Raw genomic sequence first — 19,493 nt, 5'->3', positions numbered from 1 at the left:
CGGAACATGGGCGAGGACGGCCGACGCGGGCCGCGGCAGGCGAGGCCCGACGGAAGGGGCCGGCCGGGATTGCCGCCGCCGATGCCGTCCGTGCCTCCGCAGCGCCCGGAACGGCCGAAGGCGGCCCCGGGACAGGGCTACGGGACCGGGCCGGGGTACGGGGCGGTGAGCGACCCGGGTGCCCCCTTCCTGGAGTGGATGCGGGAGAGCCGCCCCGACGCCGCGCCGGGCGTCTGGCGCTACGGGCACGTGGCGCGCCCGCCCGAGGAGCCCGACCGCCTCTCCGACCGCCAACTCTTCGGCGCAGCCGCGCTGTCGGTGCTCATCGGGCTGATCGCCTGGTCCTTCTACCGCAACGGCGTCTTCCTCTTTGGGATGCTGGACGCGCCGCTGGACTGGTTCACGCCGGACAGTTGGTGGGAGGGCGAGGGCGGCCGGCGGGACAAGCGCGCGGCGTCGGTCGCCAGGGACCTGTACGACACGCTGGTGTTCGCGGGCATCGCGTACGCCTGCGGCCGGGCCGGCGGCTGGCAGGAGCTCTACCAGCGGTACGCCGTGGCGCGCGGTGCGGCCATGGAGGCCGCGCTGACCGGTGTGGCCGGGTTCGCCGTGGTGCTTCTCGTGCTGTCCGAGGTGGTGCCCGTGATGGGCGCGGCCTTCGGAATCCTGCCCCTGTCGTGGTCCGAGGACTGGAACAAGTATCTCAGCGCCGTCTTCGTGTACCTCGTGTACGGGATCGTGCTCGCAGCCCTGCTCTACCCCCTCAGCCGCCTCGGGAAGTGGCGCGAGGTGCTGACGGCCAAGTGGCGGGGCGTACCGCTGGAGGAGGATGCCGCCGAGAAGCCCGACGCCGAGGACGCCGAGGACGCCGATCCCGTGGCGTGGCCCGAGTTGCGGGCTGCCGGGTTGGTGGGGGAGGCCGAGGTGCTCGGGGGGGCCGCTCGGGGTGGGGGGATGAACGACGTCGATCTGGCGCGGATAGCGCGGGCCTGGGAGTCCGTACGGGCCCGGCCCGAGCGGCTCCGCGCCTTCGCCGACTCCGTACGGCGCGACGGCCCCGCCGCCTGCCCGCACCCCTCCGGCCTCCGCGACATCGGCCGCCGCGCCTACCGGCACGACCTCGTCACCGGCCAGGTCCGCATCGGCGCCGCCCCCGACGACAAGCGCAACCCCTACGCCTACCGCGGCGGCGGCATCGCCCTCGAACCCGCCCTCCTCGGCACCGGATTACTCGCCGTCGGCCCCGCCGGCAACGTGGTCAGCGACCGCGTCACCGGACCCGTCGCCGAGCTGCTCTGCCTCCAGGCGCTCGCCGGCCAGGCCGCCGTCGTCGTGGTCGGGGCGGCCGGCGCCCCGCTCGGCGACGACGACGCGTACGACGTCGTCATCCGCATCGCCGATCCCTCCTCCCCCCACGACCTCGACCTCTACGGCGGCACCGCCGACCCCGACGAGGCCGCCGCCCTGCTCGCCGAGGCCCTCCTTGGCGGCGACGAGGCCGACTGGGCGCACGCGCGGCCCGCCGTCACCGCCCTCGGCCAGCTCATCGGCGCCTACCAGTCGGCGTACGGCACCTTCCCCGGCGTCGCCGAGCTGCGCGGCCTCCTCGACGGCGACCGCGCCGCCCTCGCCGCCCTGCGGCGCGACTGCGCCGCCGTCGCCGAGGGCACGCCCGAGGGCGGTGCCGACCCCTTCGCCGCCGACCGCGCCGGCGCCGCCCTCCGCGAGCTCGACGCGCGCGAGCGCCAGCTCTCCCGCCCCGGCGACGTCGGCGCCCTCCTCGCCGGCCGGCTCGCCGTGCTCGACCGCCCGGTCTTCGCCCGGTTCTTCGACACCCGCGGCCGCGGCCGCCAGTTCTCCATGCGAGCGCTGGAGCACCCGATGCGGGTACGGATCGTGCTGCCGGAGCGTACGCACGCCGAGGCGTCCCGGGTGCTGGCCCGGCTGCTCCTCGCCCAGTTCACCGCCGCCGCCCCGGCCCGCTCCGACCGCTCCCTCTTCGCCGCCCTCGTCCTCGACGACGCCGCCCGCACCGCCAGCCCCGAGTCCGTACGGGCCATCGGGAGGCTGCGCGCCGCGCACGCCGGCGTGGTGCTCGGGCTGCGCGGGCTCGACGACGTCGCCGAGCCGGTGCGCGGGCCGCTGCTGGCCGCGGTCGGCTGCCGGATGGCGCTGACCGGCGTCAGCACCTGGGACGGCCGGCACTTCGCGGAGGCGTGGGGCGCGGAGTGGGTGGAGGCGGAGGATGTCACACACGTCCCGGATGTCTCCGGCGGGCTCATCCGGAAGCTGCTGAGGTGGGTACGGCAGGTCTTCACGGGTACGAAAGCCATGAGCCGCTCGGTGACGGTGCGCACCGTGGAGCGGGAGCGCTGGTCGGCCTCGGAGCTGGCGAACACGCTGCCGCCCGGGCACGCGGTGCTCTCCGTGACGACCGTGGACGGCGAGCGGACGCCTCCGGTGCTGGTCGACTTGCACCACTGAGGCACAATGGCAAGAGCCGTTCATACGGAGCGGCGTAAGACACAGCGACAGTCTGAAAGCGGTCGGAGACCTCCGCGACGGTCGGAGGACGGTGCGGATCGCCGGACTCCGGAGGGCCCGCAGGCCCGCCGGGGCCGGACGGGGGCGGTCGGGGCCGGTCGCGTACGCAGCGGCCCGGCCCGGCCGGGGCGGTCGCGCAGACAGTCACGAACAGCACGGCGGCCCCGGCCGCCGCAGCAGCCAGAAGGTGCCATGCCCACGCTCGCCTCGCTCGTCCGCCATCCCACCCTCAAGCTCTCCGTCCTCACCGGCGCGGACGAGCTGGACGTGGCCGTGCGCTGGGCGCAGACCAGCGAGTTGATAGACCCCGTGCCGTATCTCGAAGGCGGCGAGCTGATCCTGACCACCGCGCTCAAGCTCGACGTCGAGGACGCCGACGCCATGCGCCGCTACATGCGGCGGCTCGCGGACGCCGGGGTGGTCGGGGTGGGCTTCGGGGTCGGCGTGAACGTCGAGACGGTGCCGGAGGCGCTGCTCGCGGCGGCCCGGGAGGCGCGGGTGCCGCTGCTGGAGGTGCCGCGCACGGTGCCGTTCATCGCCATCTCCAAAGTGGTCTCCGCGGCCATCGCCGCCGACCAGTACCGGTCGCTGACCCGCGGTTTCGAGGCGCAGCGCGACCTGACCCGGGCGGCGCTGGGCGCGGAGGGCCCGGCGACGGTCGTCAGCCGGCTCGCGGCGCACGTCCACGGCTGGGCGGCGCTCTACGACACGGCGGGCGAGGTGCTCGCGGTCTCCCCGGCCGGGGCGGCGGCGCGGGCGGAGGGGCTGAAGGGCGACGTGGCGCGGCTGCGCCGGCGGCCGGCGCCGGCGAGCGCGGTGGTGGCGGGCGTACGGGCAGAGGAGGCGGAAGGCGCGGAGCCGGCCGGGGCGGCGGGCACGGGTGACGGCGCCGGCGTAGCGGCAGGGGCGTCGGCGGAAGGGACGTCGGCGGAAGGGACGTCGGCAGGCAGGGCGGCAGCGGACGGGGCCGCAGGAGCGGCGCCCGAGGCCGCGGCCGGCGGTGCTCCCCGCCGGGCCGACGCCGCCCCCGGCCGCCCCCCGCTGCCCGCCGCGGGACCCGCCGAGGACCGCGTCGAGCTGCAGTCCCTCGGCTCCGGCCGCCGCTGCTGCGGCGTTCTGGCCGTCGGGACCGACGGCAAGCTGGCCCCCGCCGAGCGCTACGCCGTGCACGCCGCCGTCTCCCTGCTCACCCTCGTCACCGAGCGCTCCAGCGCCTTCTCCGCCGCCGAGCAGCGGCTCGGCACCGCCGTGCTGCGGCTGCTGCTCGCCGGCCAGCCCGACCACGCGCGGTCCGTCGCCGGGCCGCTGTACGGGGGGCTGCTGGACGCGCCCGTACGCCTCCTCGTCGCCGAGGCCGCCGCGCCGGTGGCGCCGGTGGGGGAGGGCGAGCCGGAGCCGCTGCCGGAGGCGCTGGGGGAGCTGGCCGACGCGCTGGACGCAGCGGCGGCCGGGTCGGGCGAGGCGTTCCTCGCGGTGCCCGACGCCGGCCGGCTGGTGGTCCTGGCCACGGACGGCGGCGCGGTCGCGGAGGCGGCGGCGCAGCACGCCGGGCGGGTCGAGGCCGCGCACCCGGGTGCCGTGGGGCAGGTCCGCGGGTCCGGCGCAGGGCAGGGGACGCTGCCGCTGGTCGCCGGGGTGTCGGCGCCGGCGGGTCCCGCGGTGGTGACGGTGGCGTACAAGCAGGCCGAGCAGGCGCTGTCGGTGGCGCGGCGGCGCGGGCGGGTGCTGGTGGAGCACGAGGAGGTGACGGCGGGCTCGGTGGTGGACCTGCTGGCGGACGACGCGGTGCAGGCGTTCGCGGACGGCACGCTGCGGGCGCTGCGCGAGCACGACGAGCGGGGCCGCGGCGATCTCGTCGCCTCGCTGCGGGCGTGGCTGTCGCGGCACGGGCAGTGGGACGCGGCGGCGGCCGACCTCGGGGTGCACCGGCACACGCTGCGCTACCGGATGCGGCGGGTCGAGGAGATCCTCGGGCGCTCGCTGGACGACCCGGACACGCGGATGGAGCTGTGGCTGGCCCTCAAGGCGTAGCCGGGGTCCGCCGCCCCGCCGCTGCCGGCGGGCGGAGCGGCGGGGGAGTCACGGCGTACGGGCCTTGCAGGTGTCGCGGATCTTGTAGAAGTACGACAGGTACTTCGCGTGATGGTCCGCGCTCGTGATCCGTACCATCGCCTCGTCCGCGGAACGGAGCCCGGATCCGGTCCAGTTGTGGCTGCCCGTGTAGACGCGCGGTGTGATGCTGCCGTTGTAGTCGCCGTCCAGCAGCCAGAACTTCGTGTGCGTCCGCACGTCGATACCCGGGCCGTTGGGAAAGTTGCAGAACTGGCGCTGGATGCCCGCCGCGTCGAGGATGCCCTCGACCGTCGAGTCGCCCTCGCTGTAGACGACGTCGACCCAGCAGCCCTGCGCGCGCTTCTGCGCCAGCTTCTGGGCCACCTGCTTGCGGGAGCCGAGGAACTGGAACATGGCGACGCGGATGTCGGTCTGGTGCCGCTTGCCGTCCGTGCCGGTGTACGCGCACGCCACCCCGTCGAGGGCGTTGACGACGGTGTCGGTGGCCGGGTTGCCGTAGTTCGCGTCGCCGCGGGGGAAGAAGAACGCGCGGTAAGGGGAGCCGGTGGGCGTGGACCAGTAGTACGTGCTGTCGCCGGCCGCCGAGTGGCGCAGCCGGCGCTGGTCCTCGTGGAACTTCGCGTAGCCGTCGTGGACGGTGGCGTCGGCGAAGGTCACGGCGTCGTTGTACGACTCGTTCTTGTACCAGTCGTTGAGGTTGGAGGACGACTGGAAGACGACCTTGTCGTAGGAGGTCCCGTCGTCGAAGGGGCCGACCCGGGTGAAGACGAAGAACTTGTTGTGGTTGTACGCGGGCCCCGGCGGCGGGACCGGGAGGCAGCCGCGCTGCACGTTGTCCTTGCCCGGGTCCTCGAACCGGTCGTCGCAGACGACGATCCACGACGCCTTCGTGTCGTCCGTGCCCAGCGCGCCGCGGAGCGAGGTCCAGGCGGCGCTGCCCTTGTCGCGGGTGTTGTCGTCGACGATCAGCCTGACTGCCACGCCGCGGCGCCGGGCGGCTATGAGGGCGTCGGCGACGGCCGCGTCCTCCAGCTCGAACATCGAGCCGCGGATGGTCTGGCCGGCGGGGGTGGCGTCGATGAGCGCGATGAGCTGGGTGAAGACGGCTCCGCGCTGGGCGGCCGAGCCGAGCGGGTCGTTGAAGACGGGGCCGTTGATGACGGGCTTCGCGGCGGCGGCGGCCGGTGCCGCGGCGGCGGGTGCGGCGGGTTCCCGCGCCTGCGGCTCGGCGGCGGTGGCGCCGGAGACGAGCGTCGCGGTGAGCGAGAGCAGGACGGCGGCCACGCCCGCGGGCCGCCAGGCGCGTATGCGTCTCATGTGGTGAATCCCCCCTGGGTGCCTGGGAATCGGCGGGTCGCCGAGCACCCTAGAGGGCGGGGGCTGGGTTGTCAGGGGCCTGCCACGGGCGATTCACGGCCGTCTTCCGGGGCGGGCGGACATGCGAGGACCCCCGGGATGATCCCGGGGGTCCCGTGCGCCGGTGCGGCCGTCGTCAGAGCGCGTCGAGCCCCGTGAAGACCATGACCTTCTCGTACGTGTAGTCCTCCATCGCGTACCGCACGCCCTCGCGCCCCACGCCGGAGCGCTTCACGCCCCCGTACGGCATCTGGTCCGCGCGGTACGACGGGACGTCGCCGACGATCACGCCGCCGACCTCCAGCTTCCGCTGCGCCCGGAAGGCGCTCTGCACGTCGTGCGTGAACACGCCCGCCTGGAGCCCGTACTTCGAGTTGTTGACCGCCGCGAACGCGGCATCCTCGTCGTCCGCCCGCTGCACCGTCACGACCGGGCCGAACGCCTCCTCGTGGGAGATCCGCACGCCGCCCGGCACGTCCGTCAGCACCGTGGGCGCGTACGACGCACCGTCCCGCTTGCCGCCCGTCAGCAGCCGGGCACCGGCACCGACGGCCTCGTCGACCCACGACTCCAGCCGCTGGGCCGCGGCCTCGCTGACCATCGGGCCGACATCGGTACCCTCGTCCGCCGGGTCACCGGTCACCTGCGCCTCGACGGCCGCGACGACCTTGGGCACCAGGCGGTCGTAGACCGAGGCGTCGGCGATCACGCGCTGGACGGAGATGCACGACTGGCCCGCCTGGTAGTTGGCGAACGTGCCGATCCGCTGCGCGGCGTGGTCGAGGTCGGCCTCCGAGGAGTAGTCGCCCAGGACGACGGCGGCGCCGTTGCCGCCCAGCTCCAGGGTGACGCGCTTGCCCGGGACGGAGTTGAGGATGTCGTAGCCGACCTTGTCCGAGCCGGTGAAGGAGATGATCGGCAGCCGCTCGTCCTGGGTGAGGGCGGGCATCCGGTCGTTCGGCACCGGCAGCACGCTCCAGCTACCGGCCGGCAGGTCGGTCTCCGCCAGCAGCTCGCCGATCAGCAGCCCGGACAGCGGGGTGGCGGGGGCGGGCTTGAGGATGATCGGGGCGCCGACGGCCAGGGCCGGGGCGACCTTGTGGGCGCACAGGTTCAGCGGGAAGTTGAACGGCGCGATGCCGAGGACCGGGCCGTACGGGAAGCGCCGGGTGAAGGCCAGCCGGCCGGCCCCGCCCGGGTCGGTGTCGAGCCGCTGGCCGTCGCCGCTGCCCCACCTGCGGGCCTCCTCGGTGGCGAAGCGGAACGTGGACACGGCGCGGCCGACCTCGCCGCGGGCCCACTTCAGCGGCTTGCCGTTCTCGGCGGAGATCAGCCGCGCGATCTCCTCGGCGCGCGCGGCGATCTGCTTGGTCACATGGTCGAGCGCCGCGGCGCGCACGTGCGCGGGGGTGGCGGCCAGCTCGTCCTTCGCCGCGTGCGCGGCGGCGACGGCCTCCTCGATCTGGGCGTCGGTGGGAATGCTCACCGTGCCGACCTTGCGGCCGTCCCAGGGCGAGGTGACGTCTAGGGTGTCCTCGCCGGTCGCCTGCCGGCCGGCGAGCCAGAACGCTTGTGTGGAAGTCACGGCAGAGTCCCTCCGGAGAGTGCAAGTACCTCTGCTGCCCACCGTAGGCGGTCGGCGGGGCAGGGTGCGTTGTCCGGCGCGTAGCACTCCGCGGGTGCGGCGCTACGCGACGGAAGGGTGGGGCGGCGCGGGGGTGCGGCGCCGGGGGTGCGGTCCCGCGGCCCGCCGGTGCCCGCACGGGTCGCCGAGGCCGAGGGTACGGGGTCGGGGGCCGTACAGGCGCGGGACGCGGGGGCGTGCGCCGGGCCCGGCCGCCGCCCGGGTGATCTTGTCGGTGGGGCAGCCTACCCTTGGGCGGGCGTGCGGGGAGAGGGCGGGGGAGGGCCGCGGAGAGGCCGGTGAGAGGCCCGGGGGAGATCCGCGGAGAGGTCTGGGACGGGGGCGTGGGGGCGTGCGGCGGGGTGCGGGGCACCCGATTGGCGCGCGCGGGGTGGTGCCGCCCGGCCGAATCGGGTACATACGCACAAGTAGCACTGGCTGGTAACCCCTACTCAGCGGTGAGGTGAGTCTCCTCATGACCGCACCATCCACACGGCCGTCCGTCTCCGAGAAGGAAGCCAGGGAGGTCGCCGAGGCCGCTCGGGAGCAGGACTGGCGCAAACCCAGCTTCGCCAAGGAGCTGTTCCTCGGCCGCTTCCGCCTCGACCTCATCCACCCCCACCCCGAGCCCGCCGCCGAGGACGTGGCGCGCGGCGAGGAGTTCCTCTCCCGGCTGCGCGACTTCTGCGAGACGAGCATCGACGGGGCCGTGATCGAGCGCGACGCGCAGATCCCCGACGAGACCGTGCGCGGGCTGAAGGAGATCGGCGCCTTCGGCATGAAGATCGACCGGAAGTACGGCGGTCTCGGCCTCACGCAGGTCTACTACAACAAGTCCCTCGCCCTCGTCGGCACCGCGAGCCCCGCCGTCGGCGCGCTGCTCTCGGCGCACCAGTCGATCGGCGTGCCGCAGCCGCTGAAGATCTTCGGCACCGAGGAGCAGAAGGAGGAGTTCCTGCCCCGGTGCGCCCGTACCGACATCTCCGCCTTCCTGCTCACCGAGCCCGACGTCGGCTCTGACCCGGCCCGGCTGGCGACCACCGCCGTCCCCGACGGGGACGGGCCCGACGCCGGCTACCTGCTCGACGGGGTCAAGCTCTGGACCACCAACGGCGTCGTCGCCGACCTCCTCGTGGTCATGGCGCGGGTACCCAAGTCCGAAGGGCACCGGGGCGGCATCACGGCGTTCGTCGTCGAGGCCGCCTCCGAGGGCGTCACGGTGGAGAACCGCAACCAGTTCATGGGCCTGCGGGGCATCGAAAACGGCGTCACCCGCTTCCACCAGGTGCGGGTCCCCGCCGCCAACCGCATCGGCCCCGAGGGCGCGGGCCTGAAGATCGCGCTGACCACGCTCAACACCGGGCGGCTCTCGCTGCCCGCCCTGTGCGTCGGCGCCGGCAAGTGGTGCCTGAAGATCGCCCGCGGCTGGGGCGGCGCCCGCGAGCAGTGGGGCCGGCCGGTCGCCAAGCACGAGGCCGTCGGCTCGAAGATCTCCTTCATCGCGGCGACGACGTTCGCGCTGGAGGCGGTGCTCGACCTGTCGTCCCAGATGGCCGACGAGAACCGCAACGACATCCGTATCGAGGCCGCCCTCGCCAAGCTCTACGGCTCGGAGATGGCCAGCCTCATGGCCGACGAGCTGATCCAGATCCGCGGCGGCCGCGGCTACGAGACCGCCGAGTCGCTGGCCGCCCGCGGCGAGAAGGCGATCCCGGCCGAGCAGATCGTCCGGGACCTGCGGATCAACCGGATCTTCGAGGGCTCGACCGAGATCATGCACCTGCTCATCGCCCGCGAGGCGGTGGACGCCCACCTGAAGGTCGCCGGGGATCTCATCGACCCGCAGAAGAACCTCTCCGAGAAGGCGCGCGCGGGCGCGCGGGCCGGCGGCTTCTACGCCCGCTGGCTGCCGAAGCTGGTCGCGGGCAAGGGGCAGGTGCCGCGGACGTACGGCGAGTTCCACCCGCCCGGGCACCGCGACCTCTCCACCCACCTGCGCTTCGTGGAGCGCGGCGCCCGCCGGCTGGCGCGCTCCACGTTCTACGGCATGTCCCGCTGGCAGGGGCGGATGGAGACCAAGCAGGGCTTCCTCGGCCGGGTGGTGGACATCGGCGCGGAGCTGTTCGCGATGAGCGCCGCGTGCGTACGGGCCGAGATGCTGCGCGCCGCTCCCGGCCGGGGCGGGCACGGCAAGGAGGCGTACGAGCTGGCCGACGCCTTCTGCCGGCAGGCCCGCATCCGGGTCGAGGAGCTGTTCGGCCGGCTGTGGACGAACACCGACGACCTGGACGGAAGGGTGGTCAGGCAGGTGCTGGACGACGCGTACACCTGGCTGGAGGAGGGCATCGTCGACCCGTCGGGCGACGGGCCGTGGATCGCCGAGGCCGAGCCGGGCCCGGCGAAGAGGCCGAACCTGCACCGGCCGATCACCTAGCGGCGGACGGCGGACGGCGGGCGGCGGACGGCGGTCGCGCGGACGGCGGTGCGGGCCGTCCGCGCGCCGCGGTCAGGCCGGCTGCCGCTCCAGGATCGACTTGAGCTGCGAGGCGAGCATGACCCAGCCGCCGCTGACGCTCTCCAGCATCCTGCTCTCCGCGCTGTCGAAGTGGTCGTGGGTGATGATCAGCTTCACGCCCAGCTTCGGGATCTCGGCCGGCCCGATGTCGAAGGCGACCTGCGACCGCTCCTTGCTCGCTTCGGCGAACTCCGCGTCCGACATGCCCAGCATCTCCTGGTGCATCGGCTGCAGCGTGTGCCACGTGTACACCAGCCGCTTGCCGGGCTCGGCCACCAGGACGCGCTGGCCCAGGTCCAGGGGCTCGCCCTTCTCCTCCAGCGGCCAGTAGACGGTCGAGCCCGCCTGCCAGTCGGAGCGGGGCGCCCAGCCGCCGTGGTACTGCTTGAGGAACTCCGGCGTCGTCAGCGCCTCGTAGAGCTTCTCGGCCGTGGTCTCGATGTAGATCGTGTAGACGAACGCGGGCTTCTTCAAGGGATTTCCTTCCAACGCTTGCTTGAGCGCGGACAGCGCCGTCAGGCGCCCGCGCTCGTACCGGCCGATCCAGCGGTCGGCCACCTCGTGGATCGGCACGGGGTTGAGGTAGTGCAGCTTCTCCCGGCCGTGCCGCACGGCGGTGACCAGGCCGGCGGCCTCCAGCACCGCCAGGTGCTTGCTCACCGCCTGCCTGCTCATCTCCAGTCCCGTGCACAACTCCCGCAGGGTCTGGCCGTTCCGCTCGTTGAGGCGGTCGAGCAGCTCTCTGCGGCTGCCGTCGGCGAGCGCCCGGAAGACGTCGTCCATGGTCACCACCTCGGCTGGCAGATTGGCAACCAAATGGTTGCCTGTCAAGGCGGGGCTGTCGAGTGGCGCAGCTCACGGTCGTCGGTGAAAATCGGAGAAAGCTATCCCTAGCATCCCGATAGGAAATCCCTAGTATCCATGTCTATGGACTTTTCGTGGTCGATGGTCGTGGCCGGCGCCCTCGTGGGCTGCATGGTCGGCCTCACAGGCATGGGCGGCGGCGCCCTCATGACCCCCATCATGGTGACGGTCTTCGGTGTCAACCCCACCCAGGCCATCGGCAGCGACCTCGCCACCTCGGTCTTCATGAAGCCCTTCGGCGCCGCCGTGCACCAGAAGGCGGGCACCGTCCGCTGGGACGTGGTGCGCTGGCTGCTGCCCACCGGGGTCCCGGCCGCGTTCTGCGGCGCCTTCCTGCTCCAGTTCCTCGGCGAGGGCGAGGACCTGCAGAGCCGGGTGAAGATCGTCATCGGCGCGGCGCTGCTGCTCGCCGTCACCGGCATGCTCGCCCGGATGTGGCTGGACCGGCGGCGCGCCGCGCAGGGCGAGGAGACCGAGGACGCGCACGTGCCGGTACGTCCCGTGCCCACGCTGGTCATAGGGCTCGTCGGCGGCCTCGTCGTCGGCATGACCTCGGTCGGCTCCGGCTCGCTGATCATCGTGATGCTGATGCTGGTGCACCCCCGGCTCAAGGCCAACCACCTCGTCGGCACCGACCTCGTCCAGGCCATCCCCATCGTGGCCGCCGCCGCGGTCGGCCACTTCCTCGTCGGCGACGCCAGCCTGGGGCTCGCGGCCGTGCTCCTCCTCGGCGCCATTCCCGGCGTGCTGGTCGGCGCCGTGCTCTCCACCCGCGCCCCCGGCGCCGTGCTGCGCTGGGTGCTGGCGATCATCCTGCTCGCCACCGGGCTGTCCCTGGTGCACGTGCCGGAGACCGTCATCGTCCCGGCCTGCGTCGTGCTCGCCGCGTACGCCGTGATCAGCAGCCGCCCCCGCCGCGGCGCCCCGGCAGTGGACGGCGAAGCGACGGGCGAGCCAACGGCGGACGGCATCGATAGGGCATCTGCTCGGCGCCAAGTGTGAGCCGACACAATGGGGCGATGACCGAGACCTCTGCTGCTCCGCTCGCCGATCCGCACCTGCGTCCCGCGCCCGCAGACGACGGCCCCCGCGAGATCGTCATCCTCGGCTCGACCGGATCCATCGGCACCCAGGCCATCGACATCGTGCTGCGCAACCCCGACCGGTTCCGGGTCACCGCCCTGTCCGCGGCGGGCGGCCGGGTGGAGCTGCTGGCCGAGCAGGCGCACAAGCTGCGGGTACGCCGCGTCGCGGTCGCCCGCGCCGACAAGGCCGGCGAGCTGCGCGAGGCGCTGGCCGCGCGGTACGGGGCCGGGGAGCCGCTGCCCGAGGTGCTGGCGGGTCCTGACGCCGCCACCGAGGTCGCCGCCGACGAGTGCCACACCGTGCTCAACGGCATCACCGGCTCCATCGGCCTCGCGCCCACCCTCGCCGCCCTCAAGGCGGGGCGGATGCTGGCGCTGGCCAACAAGGAGTCCCTGATCGTCGGCGGTCCGCTGGTCAAGGACGTGGCCCGGCACGGCCAGATCGTGCCCGTGGACTCCGAGCACTCCGCCCTCTACCAGGCCCTGCTCGGCGGCACCCGCGGCGAGGTGCGCAAGCTGCTCGTCACCGCCTCCGGCGGCCCGTTCCGCGGCCGGACCCGCGAGGAGCTGACGGAGGTCACCCCGGAGCAGGCCCTCGCGCACCCCACCTGGGACATGGGCCCGGTCGTCACCATCAACTCCTCCACCCTGGTCAACAAGGGCCTGGAGGTCATCGAGGCGCACCTGCTCTACGACGTCCCCTTCGACCGCATCGAGGTCGTCGTCCACCCGCAGTCCTACGTGCACTCCATGGTCGAGTTCACCGACGGCTCCACCCTGGCCCAGGCCAGCCCGCCCGACATGCGGATGCCGATCGCGCTGGCGCTCGGCTGGCCCGACCGGGTGCCGGAGGCCGCGCCCGCCTTCGACTGGTCGGCCGCCGGCACCTGGGAGTTCTTCCCGCTCGACGAGAAGGCGTTCCCCTCCGTGCCGCTGGCCTGCCACGTCGGCGCCCTCGGCGGCACCGCCCCGGCGGTCTTCAACGCGGCGAACGAGGAGTGTGTCGACGGCTTCCTCACCGGCAAGCTCCCGTTCCTTGGCATCATGGACACGGTCAGCCAGGTCGTCGCGGAACACGGCACGGACGATCCGGGAACCCGGCTGACGGTCGCGGACGTCCTCGAAGCCGAGACCTGGGCGCGCGCCCGGGCCAGGGAGCTGGCCGGGCTGCCTGCCGACCAGCACGACAAGTGACGATCGACAACTGATGACGAAGGTGCGCCCATGACGACACTCATGACGATTCTCGGCATCGTCGTCTTCGCCTTCGGGCTCCTCGTCTCCATCGCCTGGCACGAGTTCGGCCACCTCAGCACGGCCAAGATGTTCGGCATCCGCGTCCCGCAGTACATGGTCGGCTTCGGCCCCACGATGTTCTCCCGGAAGAAGGGGGACACGGAGTACGGCATCAAGTGGATCCCGCTCGGCGGCTACATCCGCATGATCGGGATGTTCCCGCCCGGCGAGGACGGGCGGGTGCAGCAGCGCTCCACCTCGCCGTTCCGCGGGATGATCGAGGACGCCAGGCAGGCGGCGTACGAGGAGTTGGAGCCCGGCGACGAGAAGCGGCTGTTCTACACGCGGGCCCCGTGGAAGCGGGTCGTCGTGATGTTCGCCGGGCCGTTCATGAACCTGGTGCTGGCCGTCGTGGTGTTCGTCGGCGTGATGATGACATTCGGCATCGCGACCCAGACCACGACCGTCGGCTCGGTCTCGGACTGCGTGATCAAGGCCGAGTCGGTCGCCGAGAACCCGGACCGCAAGTGCAACGACGCCGACCCCGCCGCGCCCGCGAAGAAGGCCGGGCTGGAGCGCGGCGACGAGATCGTGGCGTTCAACGGCCGCCCGGTCGGCGACTGGGAGACCCTGCAGAGCAGTATCCGCGAGACCATCGGCCCGGCCACCGTCACCGTCGAGCGCGACGGCAAGCGCGTCGACCTGCACCCCACGCTCACCGAGAACACGGTCAGCAAGAGCGACGGCGACGGCGGCTACGTCGACGGCGAGTACGTGAAGGCCGGCTTCCTCGGCTTCACCCCCGCCACCGGCGTGGTCAAGCAGGACTTCGGCCAGTCCGTGGACCGCATGGGCGACATGGTGGTCAACGGCTTCGACGCGCTGATCGCGCTGCCGTCGAAGGTCCCCGACCTGTGGAACGCGGCGTTCCAGGGCGAGGAGCGCAAGGAGGACTCGCCGGTCGGCGTCGTCGGCGCGGCCCGGGTCGGCGGCGAGGTGCTGAACCTCGACATCCCGCCGGAGCAGCGGGTGGCGTCGATGCTGCTGCTGGTGGCGGGCTTCAATCTGTCGCTGTTCCTGTTCAACATGCTGCCGCTGCTGCCGCTGGACGGCGGGCACATCGCGGGGGCGCTGTGGGAGTCGGTGCGGCGCGCGTTCGCGCGGGTCTTCCGGCGACCCGACCCGGGGCCCTTCGACGTCGCCAAGCTGATGCCGGTGGCGTACGTGGTCGCCGGGGTGTTCATCTGCTTCACCCTGCTCGTCCTGGTGGCGGACGTGGTGAACCCGGTGAAGCTCACGGGCTGACCCGGGCGGCGGAGCGGGGCGCGGACCACGTCGTACGCGCCCGCCCGCCGCCTGTCCGCCATGTGCCGCCGCCTGCACCGGTCCGCACGGTGCGCCCAGGTCGCAGGCCCTGCGCACCGTGCGGTAAACGTACGGTGCCGGTTTATCGACACTTCCGGTGACCACCCCGGCACCGGGCGGGGCCCGGCGCCCGGGTGCCGTAATCTCGGTAGCCGGGCCCTCATCGGCGGGGGCCATGATCCGTACAACAGGGGTTGCCGCCAGATGACTGCCGTTTCGCTGGGAATGCCGTCCGTTCCGCTGAAGATGGCCGAGCGCAGGGCGAGTCGTACGCTGCAGGTCGGGTCCGTCGCCGTCGGCGGCGAGGCACCGGTCTCCGTCCAGTCGATGACCACCACCCGCACCTCCGACATCGGCGCCACCCTCCAGCAGATCGCCGAGCTGACCGCCTCCGGCTGCCAGATCGTCCGGGTGGCCTGCCCCACGCAGGACGACGCCGACGCGCTGCCCGTGATCGCCAGGAAGTCGCAGATCCCCGTCATCGCGGACATCCACTTCCAGCCGAAGTACGTCTACGCCGCGATCGACGCCGGCTGCGCCGCGGTCCGGGTGAACCCGGGCAACATCAAGAAGTTCGACGACCAGGTCAAGCAGATCGCCCAGGCGGCCTCCGCCGCCGGCACCCCGATCCGTATCGGGGTGAACGCCGGCTCGCTCGACCGGCGGCTGCTCGCGAAGTACGGCAAGGCCACCCCGGAGGCGCTGGTCGAGTCCGCGCTGTGGGAGTGCTCGCTGTTCGAGGAGCACGGCTTCACGGACATCAAGATCTCGGTGAAGCACAACGACCCGGTCGTCATGGTCAACGCCTACCGGCAGCTCGCCGCCCAGTGCGACTACCCGCTGCACCTCGGCGTCACCGAGGCCGGACCCGCCTTCCAGGGCACCATCAAGTCCGCCGTCGCCTTCGGTTCGCTGCTCGGCGAGGGCATCGGCGACACGATCCGCGTCTCCCTCTCCGCCCCACCGGTGGAGGAGGTCAAGGTCGGCATCCAGATCCTGGAGTCCCTCGGGCTGCGCGAGCGTCGTCTCGAGATCGTCTCCTGCCCCTCCTGCGGCCGCGCCCAGGTCGACGTCTACAAGCTCGCCGACGAGGTCACCGCCGGTCTGGACGGCATGGAGGTGCCGCTGCGCGTCGCCGTCATGGGCTGCGTCGTCAACGGCCCGGGCGAGGCCCGCGAGGCCGACCTCGGCGTCGCCTCCGGCAACGGCAAGGGCCAGATCTTCGTCAAGGGAGAGGTCATCAAGACCGTCCCCGAGTCGAAGATCGTCGAGACGCTGATCGAGGAGGCGATGAAGATCGCCGACCGGATGGAGGCCGACGGCGCCGCCGCCGGCGAGCCGGAGGTCACCGTCGGCTGACCGCCGGGCACGGCGCGTACCCGCAGGAAGCGGGCAGACGCGCGCACAGGTACAGTGCCGCTGTGTTGACGACCACCACCACCCGGCTGCTGGAGCCCGCGGAGCTCGACGCCGCCCGCGCCGTGCTCGACCGGGAACCGGTCGCCAACGCGTTCGTCGCCTCCCGCGTCGCCGTCGCGGGGCTCGACCCCTGGCGGCTCGGCGGTGAACTGTGGGGCTGGTACGCGGGCGGGCGGCTGGAGTCCCTCTGCTACGCCGGCGCCAACCTCGTGCCCGTCTGCGCCACCCCCGAGGCGGTACGCGGCTTCGCCGAGCGCGCCCGGCGCGCCGGGCGGCGCTGCTCGTCGATCGTCGGCCCGGCCGAGCCCACCGCCGAGTTGTGGTCCCTGCTGGAGCCCGCCTGGGGGCCCGCGCGCGAGGTGCGGACGCGCCAGCCGCTGATGGTCACCACCTCGATGCCCGCGGAGGTCGAGCCGGACCCGCTGGTCCGCCGCATCCGCAAGGACGAGATGGACCTGATCATGCCGGCGTGCGTGGCCATGTTCACCGAGGAGGTCGGCATCTCGCCGCTCGCCGGCGACGGCGGGCTGCTGTACCAGGCCCGGGTCGCGGAACTGGTGGGCGGCGGCCGGTCCTTCGCGCGCGTGGAGGACGGCGAGGTCGTCTTCAAGGCGGAGATCGGCGCGGCGACGGCGCACGCATGCCAGATCCAGGGCGTGTGGGTGGCGCCGGAGCACCGCGGGCGCGGGCTGTCGGAGATCGGCCTCGCGGCGGTCCTGCGGTACGCGCTGCGCGAGGTGGCGCCGGTGGTCAGCCTGTACGTGAACGACTTCAACACGGTGGCGCGCGCGGCGTATCGCCGGGTGGGCTTCCGCGAGGTCGGGGCGTTCATGAGCGTGCTGTTCTGAGAGCCGGGTCCGCGGCGGCGCGGGCGGGTGCGGGCCGCGTACGGGCGTCGTCTCCGCGGCGTTCCGGCCTCGCGGCGGGGCGTGGCCAGGGGGTGGGCCGGCGGGCCGCGGGTGCAGGGTAGGGTGCGCAGCCATGGATGACGTCGTCGTCGGCCCTCTCGACCTCGCCGCCCGCGTGGACGACGCGCTTGCCGTACAGGCCGTCGCCTTCGGGCTCACCGACGACGAGATCGCCGTCCGCCGCCATGTCGTGCTGCGGCACCTGACCAACACGGGCGCCCGCGCGCTGGGCGCCACCACCGCCACCGGGCGGCTCGCCGGGTTCGTCTACGGCATGCCGAACAACCGCGTGTACTGGTGGTCCACGGTCGTCCAGCCCTATCTGCGCGCTGCCGGCGAGGACCGCTGGCTCGACGACGCCTTCGTCATCACCGAACTCCACGTGCACCCCGCGTTCCAGCAGCGGGGCATCGGCCGCGAGCTGATCACGCGGATCACCGACTCCGCCGCGGAGCCCAGGAGCCTGCTCTCGGCGATCGACGTCGAGAGCCCCGCACGCCACCTGTACCGGCAGCTCGGCTACCGCGACCTCGCCCGCCGCGTGGTCTTCCCCGGCGCCCCCAGCCCGTACGTGGTGATGGGCGCGGAGCTGCCGCTGCTGCGCTGAGTTGTCCACAACCGGCGAGTTGTCCACAGCTTCGGCGGACGAATTTCCGGCGGGCCCGCGTCCGGCGCTAGAGTCCGGGGCATGAGCCAGCACAGCCACGTTCAGCGCATGTCCCGGATGATGCTCAAGACGCTGCGCGACGACCCCGCCGACGCCGAGACCGCGAGCCACAAGCTGCTCGTCCGCGCGGGCTATGTCCGCCGCTCGTCCGCCGGGGTGTGGACGTGGCTGCCGCTCGGCAAGCGGGTCCTGGAGAACGTGGCGCGGGTCGTCCGCGAGGAGATGGACGCGATCGGCGGCCAGGAGGTGCTGCTGCCGGCCCTGCTGCCCCGCGAGCTGTACGAGACGACGGGCCGCGCCGAGGAGTACGGCGACCTGCTCTTCTCCCTCAAGGACCGCAAGGGCGTCGACTACGTGCTGGGTCCCACGCACGAGGAGCTGTTCGCCCAGGTCGTCAAGGATCAGTGCTCGTCCTACAAGGACATGCCCGTGATCCTCTACCAGATCCAGATCAAGTACCGGGACGAGGCGCGGCCCCGCTCCGGCGTGCTGCGCGGCCGCGAGTTCCACATGAAGGACTCGTACTCCTTCGACACCTCAGACGAGGGCCTGGCCGCCGCCTACGGGCTGCACCGCGAGGCGTACCAGCGGATCTTCGAGCGGCTCGGCTTCGACTTCCGGATCGTCTCCGCCGTCTCCGGCGCCATGGGCGGCTCGGCCAGCGAGGAGTTCCTGGCCCCGGCCGCCGCCGGCGAGGACACCTATGTGCAGTGCCCCTCCTGCGGATTCGCCGCGAACACCGAGGCGCTGACGACGACGGTGGCGCCCTCCCCGGTCGAGGGGCACCCGCCGGTCGAGGAGCTGGACACCCCCGACACCCCGACGATCGAGACCCTCGCGGCGCACCTGGGCATCCCCGCGTCCGCGACGCTGAAGAACCTGCTGGTGAAGGTCGACGGCGAGATCACCGCGGTCGGCGTTCCCGGCGACCGCGAGGTGGACCTGGGCAAGCTCGCCGAGCACCTGGCCCCGGCCGAGGTCGAGGTCGTCACCGCCGAGGACTTCGCCGGCCGCCCCGACCTGGTCCGGGGGTACGTCGGCCCGCAGGGCATGGCAGGCAAGGCGTTCCGCTACCTGGCCGACCCCCGGATCGCCCCGGGCACCTCGTGGGTGACCGGCGCCAACAAGCCCGACTCGCACGCGCGCCACGTGGTGTGCGGCCGCGACTTCGAGGTCGACCAGTACCTCGACGTGGTCGTCGTCGAGCCCGGCGACCCCTGCCCGCGCTGCGGCGCGGGCATCGAGCTGGACCGGGCCATCGAGATCGGCCACATCTTCCAGCTCGGCCGCAAGTACGCCGACGCCTTCGAGCTGGACGTCCTCGGCCAGAACGGCAAGCCGGTGCGGGTGACCATGGGTTCGTACGGGATCGGGGTCTCCCGGGCCGTCGCCGCGCTCGCCGAGCAGACGCACGACGAGCTGGGGCTGTGCTGGCCGCGCGAGGTGGCCCCGGCGGACGTGCACATCGTCGCGGCGGGCAAGGCCAAGCAGACGGAGCTGGCGCTGGAGCTGGCGGAGAAGCTGGGCGCGGCGGGCGTGCGGGTGCTGGTGGACGACCGGGCGTCGGTGTCGCCCGGCGTGAAGTTCACCGACGCCGAGCTGATCGGAGTGCCGCAGATCCTGGTCGCCGGGCGGCGCGCGGGCGACGGCGTGGTGGAGCTGAAGGACCGCCGCACCGGCGAGCGCGAGGAACTGCCGGTGGACGAGGCGCTGGCACGGCTGACGGCGGCGGGCTGAGCGCCGCGGCGCCGGCCGCGGAGAGCCGGCGGAGCCGACGGGCGGCGCCGGCAGAGCTGACGGGCGGCGGTGACTGTCGCCTTCGGGGTGGTACCGGGCC

The 19,493-nt window shown here is 73.2% G+C and carries 13 protein-coding genes; 10 read left to right on the top strand and 3 right to left on the bottom strand.

All coding sequences use genetic code 11. The features are described from left to right. Positions 1-165 precede the first annotated feature (165 nt). Together CXR04_RS08010 and CXR04_RS08005 are read left to right on the top strand one after the other, a co-directional pair. Positions 166-2,484 carry a hypothetical protein gene (locus CXR04_RS08010; protein ID WP_101426252.1) on the top strand — a complete coding sequence of 773 codons (2,319 nt, stop codon included), beginning with the start codon at positions 166-168 and terminating at the stop codon, positions 2,482-2,484. Between the two features lie 252 nt (positions 2,485-2,736). After that, a complete protein-coding gene (locus CXR04_RS08005; protein ID WP_101421171.1) occupies positions 2,737-4,575 on the top strand; it encodes a helix-turn-helix domain-containing protein in 1,839 nt (612 codons plus the stop codon). Between the two features lie 48 nt (positions 4,576-4,623). Here the strand turns inward: CXR04_RS08005 and CXR04_RS08000 are convergent, their stop codons facing one another. Both CXR04_RS08000 and CXR04_RS07995 read right to left on the bottom strand, forming a co-directional pair. Further along, positions 4,624-5,934, bottom strand: a complete 1,311-nt coding sequence (locus CXR04_RS08000; protein WP_101421170.1) for a phospholipase D-like domain-containing protein — start codon at positions 5,932-5,934, stop codon at positions 4,624-4,626. Positions 5,935-6,109: 175 nt separating this feature from the next. After that, positions 6,110-7,558: an aldehyde dehydrogenase family protein gene (locus CXR04_RS07995; RefSeq protein WP_101421169.1), complete on the bottom strand. Its 1,449-nt coding sequence runs from the start codon at positions 7,556-7,558 to the stop codon at positions 6,110-6,112. Between the two features lie 514 nt (positions 7,559-8,072). Between CXR04_RS07995 and CXR04_RS07990 the strand changes: the two genes are divergently transcribed. Further along, entirely contained in the window at positions 8,073-10,031 is a 1,959-nt protein-coding gene (locus tag CXR04_RS07990; protein WP_101421168.1) for an acyl-CoA dehydrogenase family protein, read from the top strand. A 72-nt stretch (positions 10,032-10,103) separates the two neighbouring features. On the opposite strand, the gene CXR04_RS07985 is transcribed toward CXR04_RS07990, so the two are convergent. Next, on the bottom strand, positions 10,104-10,895 hold the full coding sequence (locus CXR04_RS07985) for an ArsR/SmtB family transcription factor (protein ID WP_101421167.1): 792 nt from the start codon (positions 10,893-10,895) through the stop codon (positions 10,104-10,106). 144 nt (positions 10,896-11,039) lie between these two features. On the opposite strand from CXR04_RS07985, the gene CXR04_RS07980 reads away from it, so the two are divergent. The 7 genes from CXR04_RS07980 to CXR04_RS07950 all read left to right on the top strand — a co-directional run bounded on the left by CXR04_RS07980 (position 11,040) and on the right by CXR04_RS07950 (position 19,393). After that, a complete protein-coding gene (locus tag CXR04_RS07980; RefSeq protein ID WP_234380112.1) occupies positions 11,040-11,978 on the top strand; it encodes a sulfite exporter TauE/SafE family protein in 939 nt (312 codons plus the stop codon). 17 nt (positions 11,979-11,995) lie between these two features. Continuing rightward, positions 11,996-13,255 carry a 1-deoxy-D-xylulose-5-phosphate reductoisomerase gene (gene dxr / locus CXR04_RS07975; RefSeq protein WP_101421166.1) on the top strand — a complete coding sequence of 420 codons (1,260 nt, stop codon included), beginning with the start codon at positions 11,996-11,998 and terminating at the stop codon, positions 13,253-13,255. A gap of 30 nt (positions 13,256-13,285) precedes the next feature. After that, positions 13,286-14,602, top strand: coding sequence for a M50 family metallopeptidase (locus tag CXR04_RS07970; RefSeq protein WP_101421165.1), 1,317 nt, complete (start codon positions 13,286-13,288; stop codon positions 14,600-14,602). A 264-nt stretch (positions 14,603-14,866) separates the two neighbouring features. Then, positions 14,867-16,021: a flavodoxin-dependent (E)-4-hydroxy-3-methylbut-2-enyl-diphosphate synthase gene (gene ispG, locus CXR04_RS07965; RefSeq protein WP_101421164.1), complete on the top strand. Its 1,155-nt coding sequence runs from the start codon at positions 14,867-14,869 to the stop codon at positions 16,019-16,021. A gap of 62 nt (positions 16,022-16,083) precedes the next feature. Continuing rightward, positions 16,084-16,929, top strand: a complete 846-nt coding sequence (locus CXR04_RS07960) for a GNAT family N-acetyltransferase (RefSeq protein ID WP_101421163.1) — start codon at positions 16,084-16,086, stop codon at positions 16,927-16,929. A 133-nt stretch (positions 16,930-17,062) separates the two neighbouring features. Continuing rightward, positions 17,063-17,596, top strand: coding sequence for a GNAT family N-acetyltransferase (locus tag CXR04_RS07955; protein WP_047018391.1), 534 nt, complete (start codon positions 17,063-17,065; stop codon positions 17,594-17,596). A gap of 81 nt (positions 17,597-17,677) precedes the next feature. Beyond that, positions 17,678-19,393 (top strand): proline--tRNA ligase, encoded by a 1,716-nt coding sequence (locus CXR04_RS07950; RefSeq protein ID WP_101421162.1) that lies wholly within the window; start codon positions 17,678-17,680, stop codon positions 19,391-19,393. Positions 19,394-19,493: the final 100 nt, after the last annotated feature.

Origin of the sequence: Streptomyces sp. CMB-StM0423, from assembly GCF_002847285.1 — a bacterium.
In the GTDB taxonomy this organism is placed as follows: domain Bacteria; phylum Actinomycetota; class Actinomycetes; order Streptomycetales; family Streptomycetaceae; genus Streptomyces.
The sequence above is the reverse complement of the archived record's forward strand: the minus strand, read 5'-3'. Positions and strand labels throughout refer to the sequence as shown.

What these genes read in the sequence shown, in the direction of transcription:
- CXR04_RS07970 (WP_101421165.1), top strand. Translation starts at nt 13,286, where the DNA reads ATGACGACACTCATGACGATTCTCGGCATCGTCGTCTTCGCCTTCGGG.
- CXR04_RS08000 (WP_101421170.1), bottom strand. Translation starts at nt 5,934, where the DNA reads ATGAGACGCATACGCGCCTGGCGGCCCGCGGGCGTGGCCGCCGTCCTG.
- CXR04_RS07990 (WP_101421168.1), top strand. Translation starts at nt 8,073, where the DNA reads ATGACCGCACCATCCACACGGCCGTCCGTCTCCGAGAAGGAAGCCAGG.
- CXR04_RS08005 (WP_101421171.1), top strand. Translation starts at nt 2,737, where the DNA reads ATGCCCACGCTCGCCTCGCTCGTCCGCCATCCCACCCTCAAGCTCTCC.
- CXR04_RS07955 (WP_047018391.1), top strand. Translation starts at nt 17,063, where the DNA reads ATGGATGACGTCGTCGTCGGCCCTCTCGACCTCGCCGCCCGCGTGGAC.
- CXR04_RS07985 (WP_101421167.1), bottom strand. Translation starts at nt 10,895, where the DNA reads ATGGACGACGTCTTCCGGGCGCTCGCCGACGGCAGCCGCAGAGAGCTG.
- CXR04_RS07950 (WP_101421162.1), top strand. Translation starts at nt 17,678, where the DNA reads ATGAGCCAGCACAGCCACGTTCAGCGCATGTCCCGGATGATGCTCAAG.
- ispG (WP_101421164.1), top strand. Translation starts at nt 14,867, where the DNA reads ATGACTGCCGTTTCGCTGGGAATGCCGTCCGTTCCGCTGAAGATGGCC.
- CXR04_RS07980 (WP_234380112.1), top strand. Translation starts at nt 11,040, where the DNA reads ATGGACTTTTCGTGGTCGATGGTCGTGGCCGGCGCCCTCGTGGGCTGC.
- dxr (WP_101421166.1), top strand. Translation starts at nt 11,996, where the DNA reads ATGACCGAGACCTCTGCTGCTCCGCTCGCCGATCCGCACCTGCGTCCC.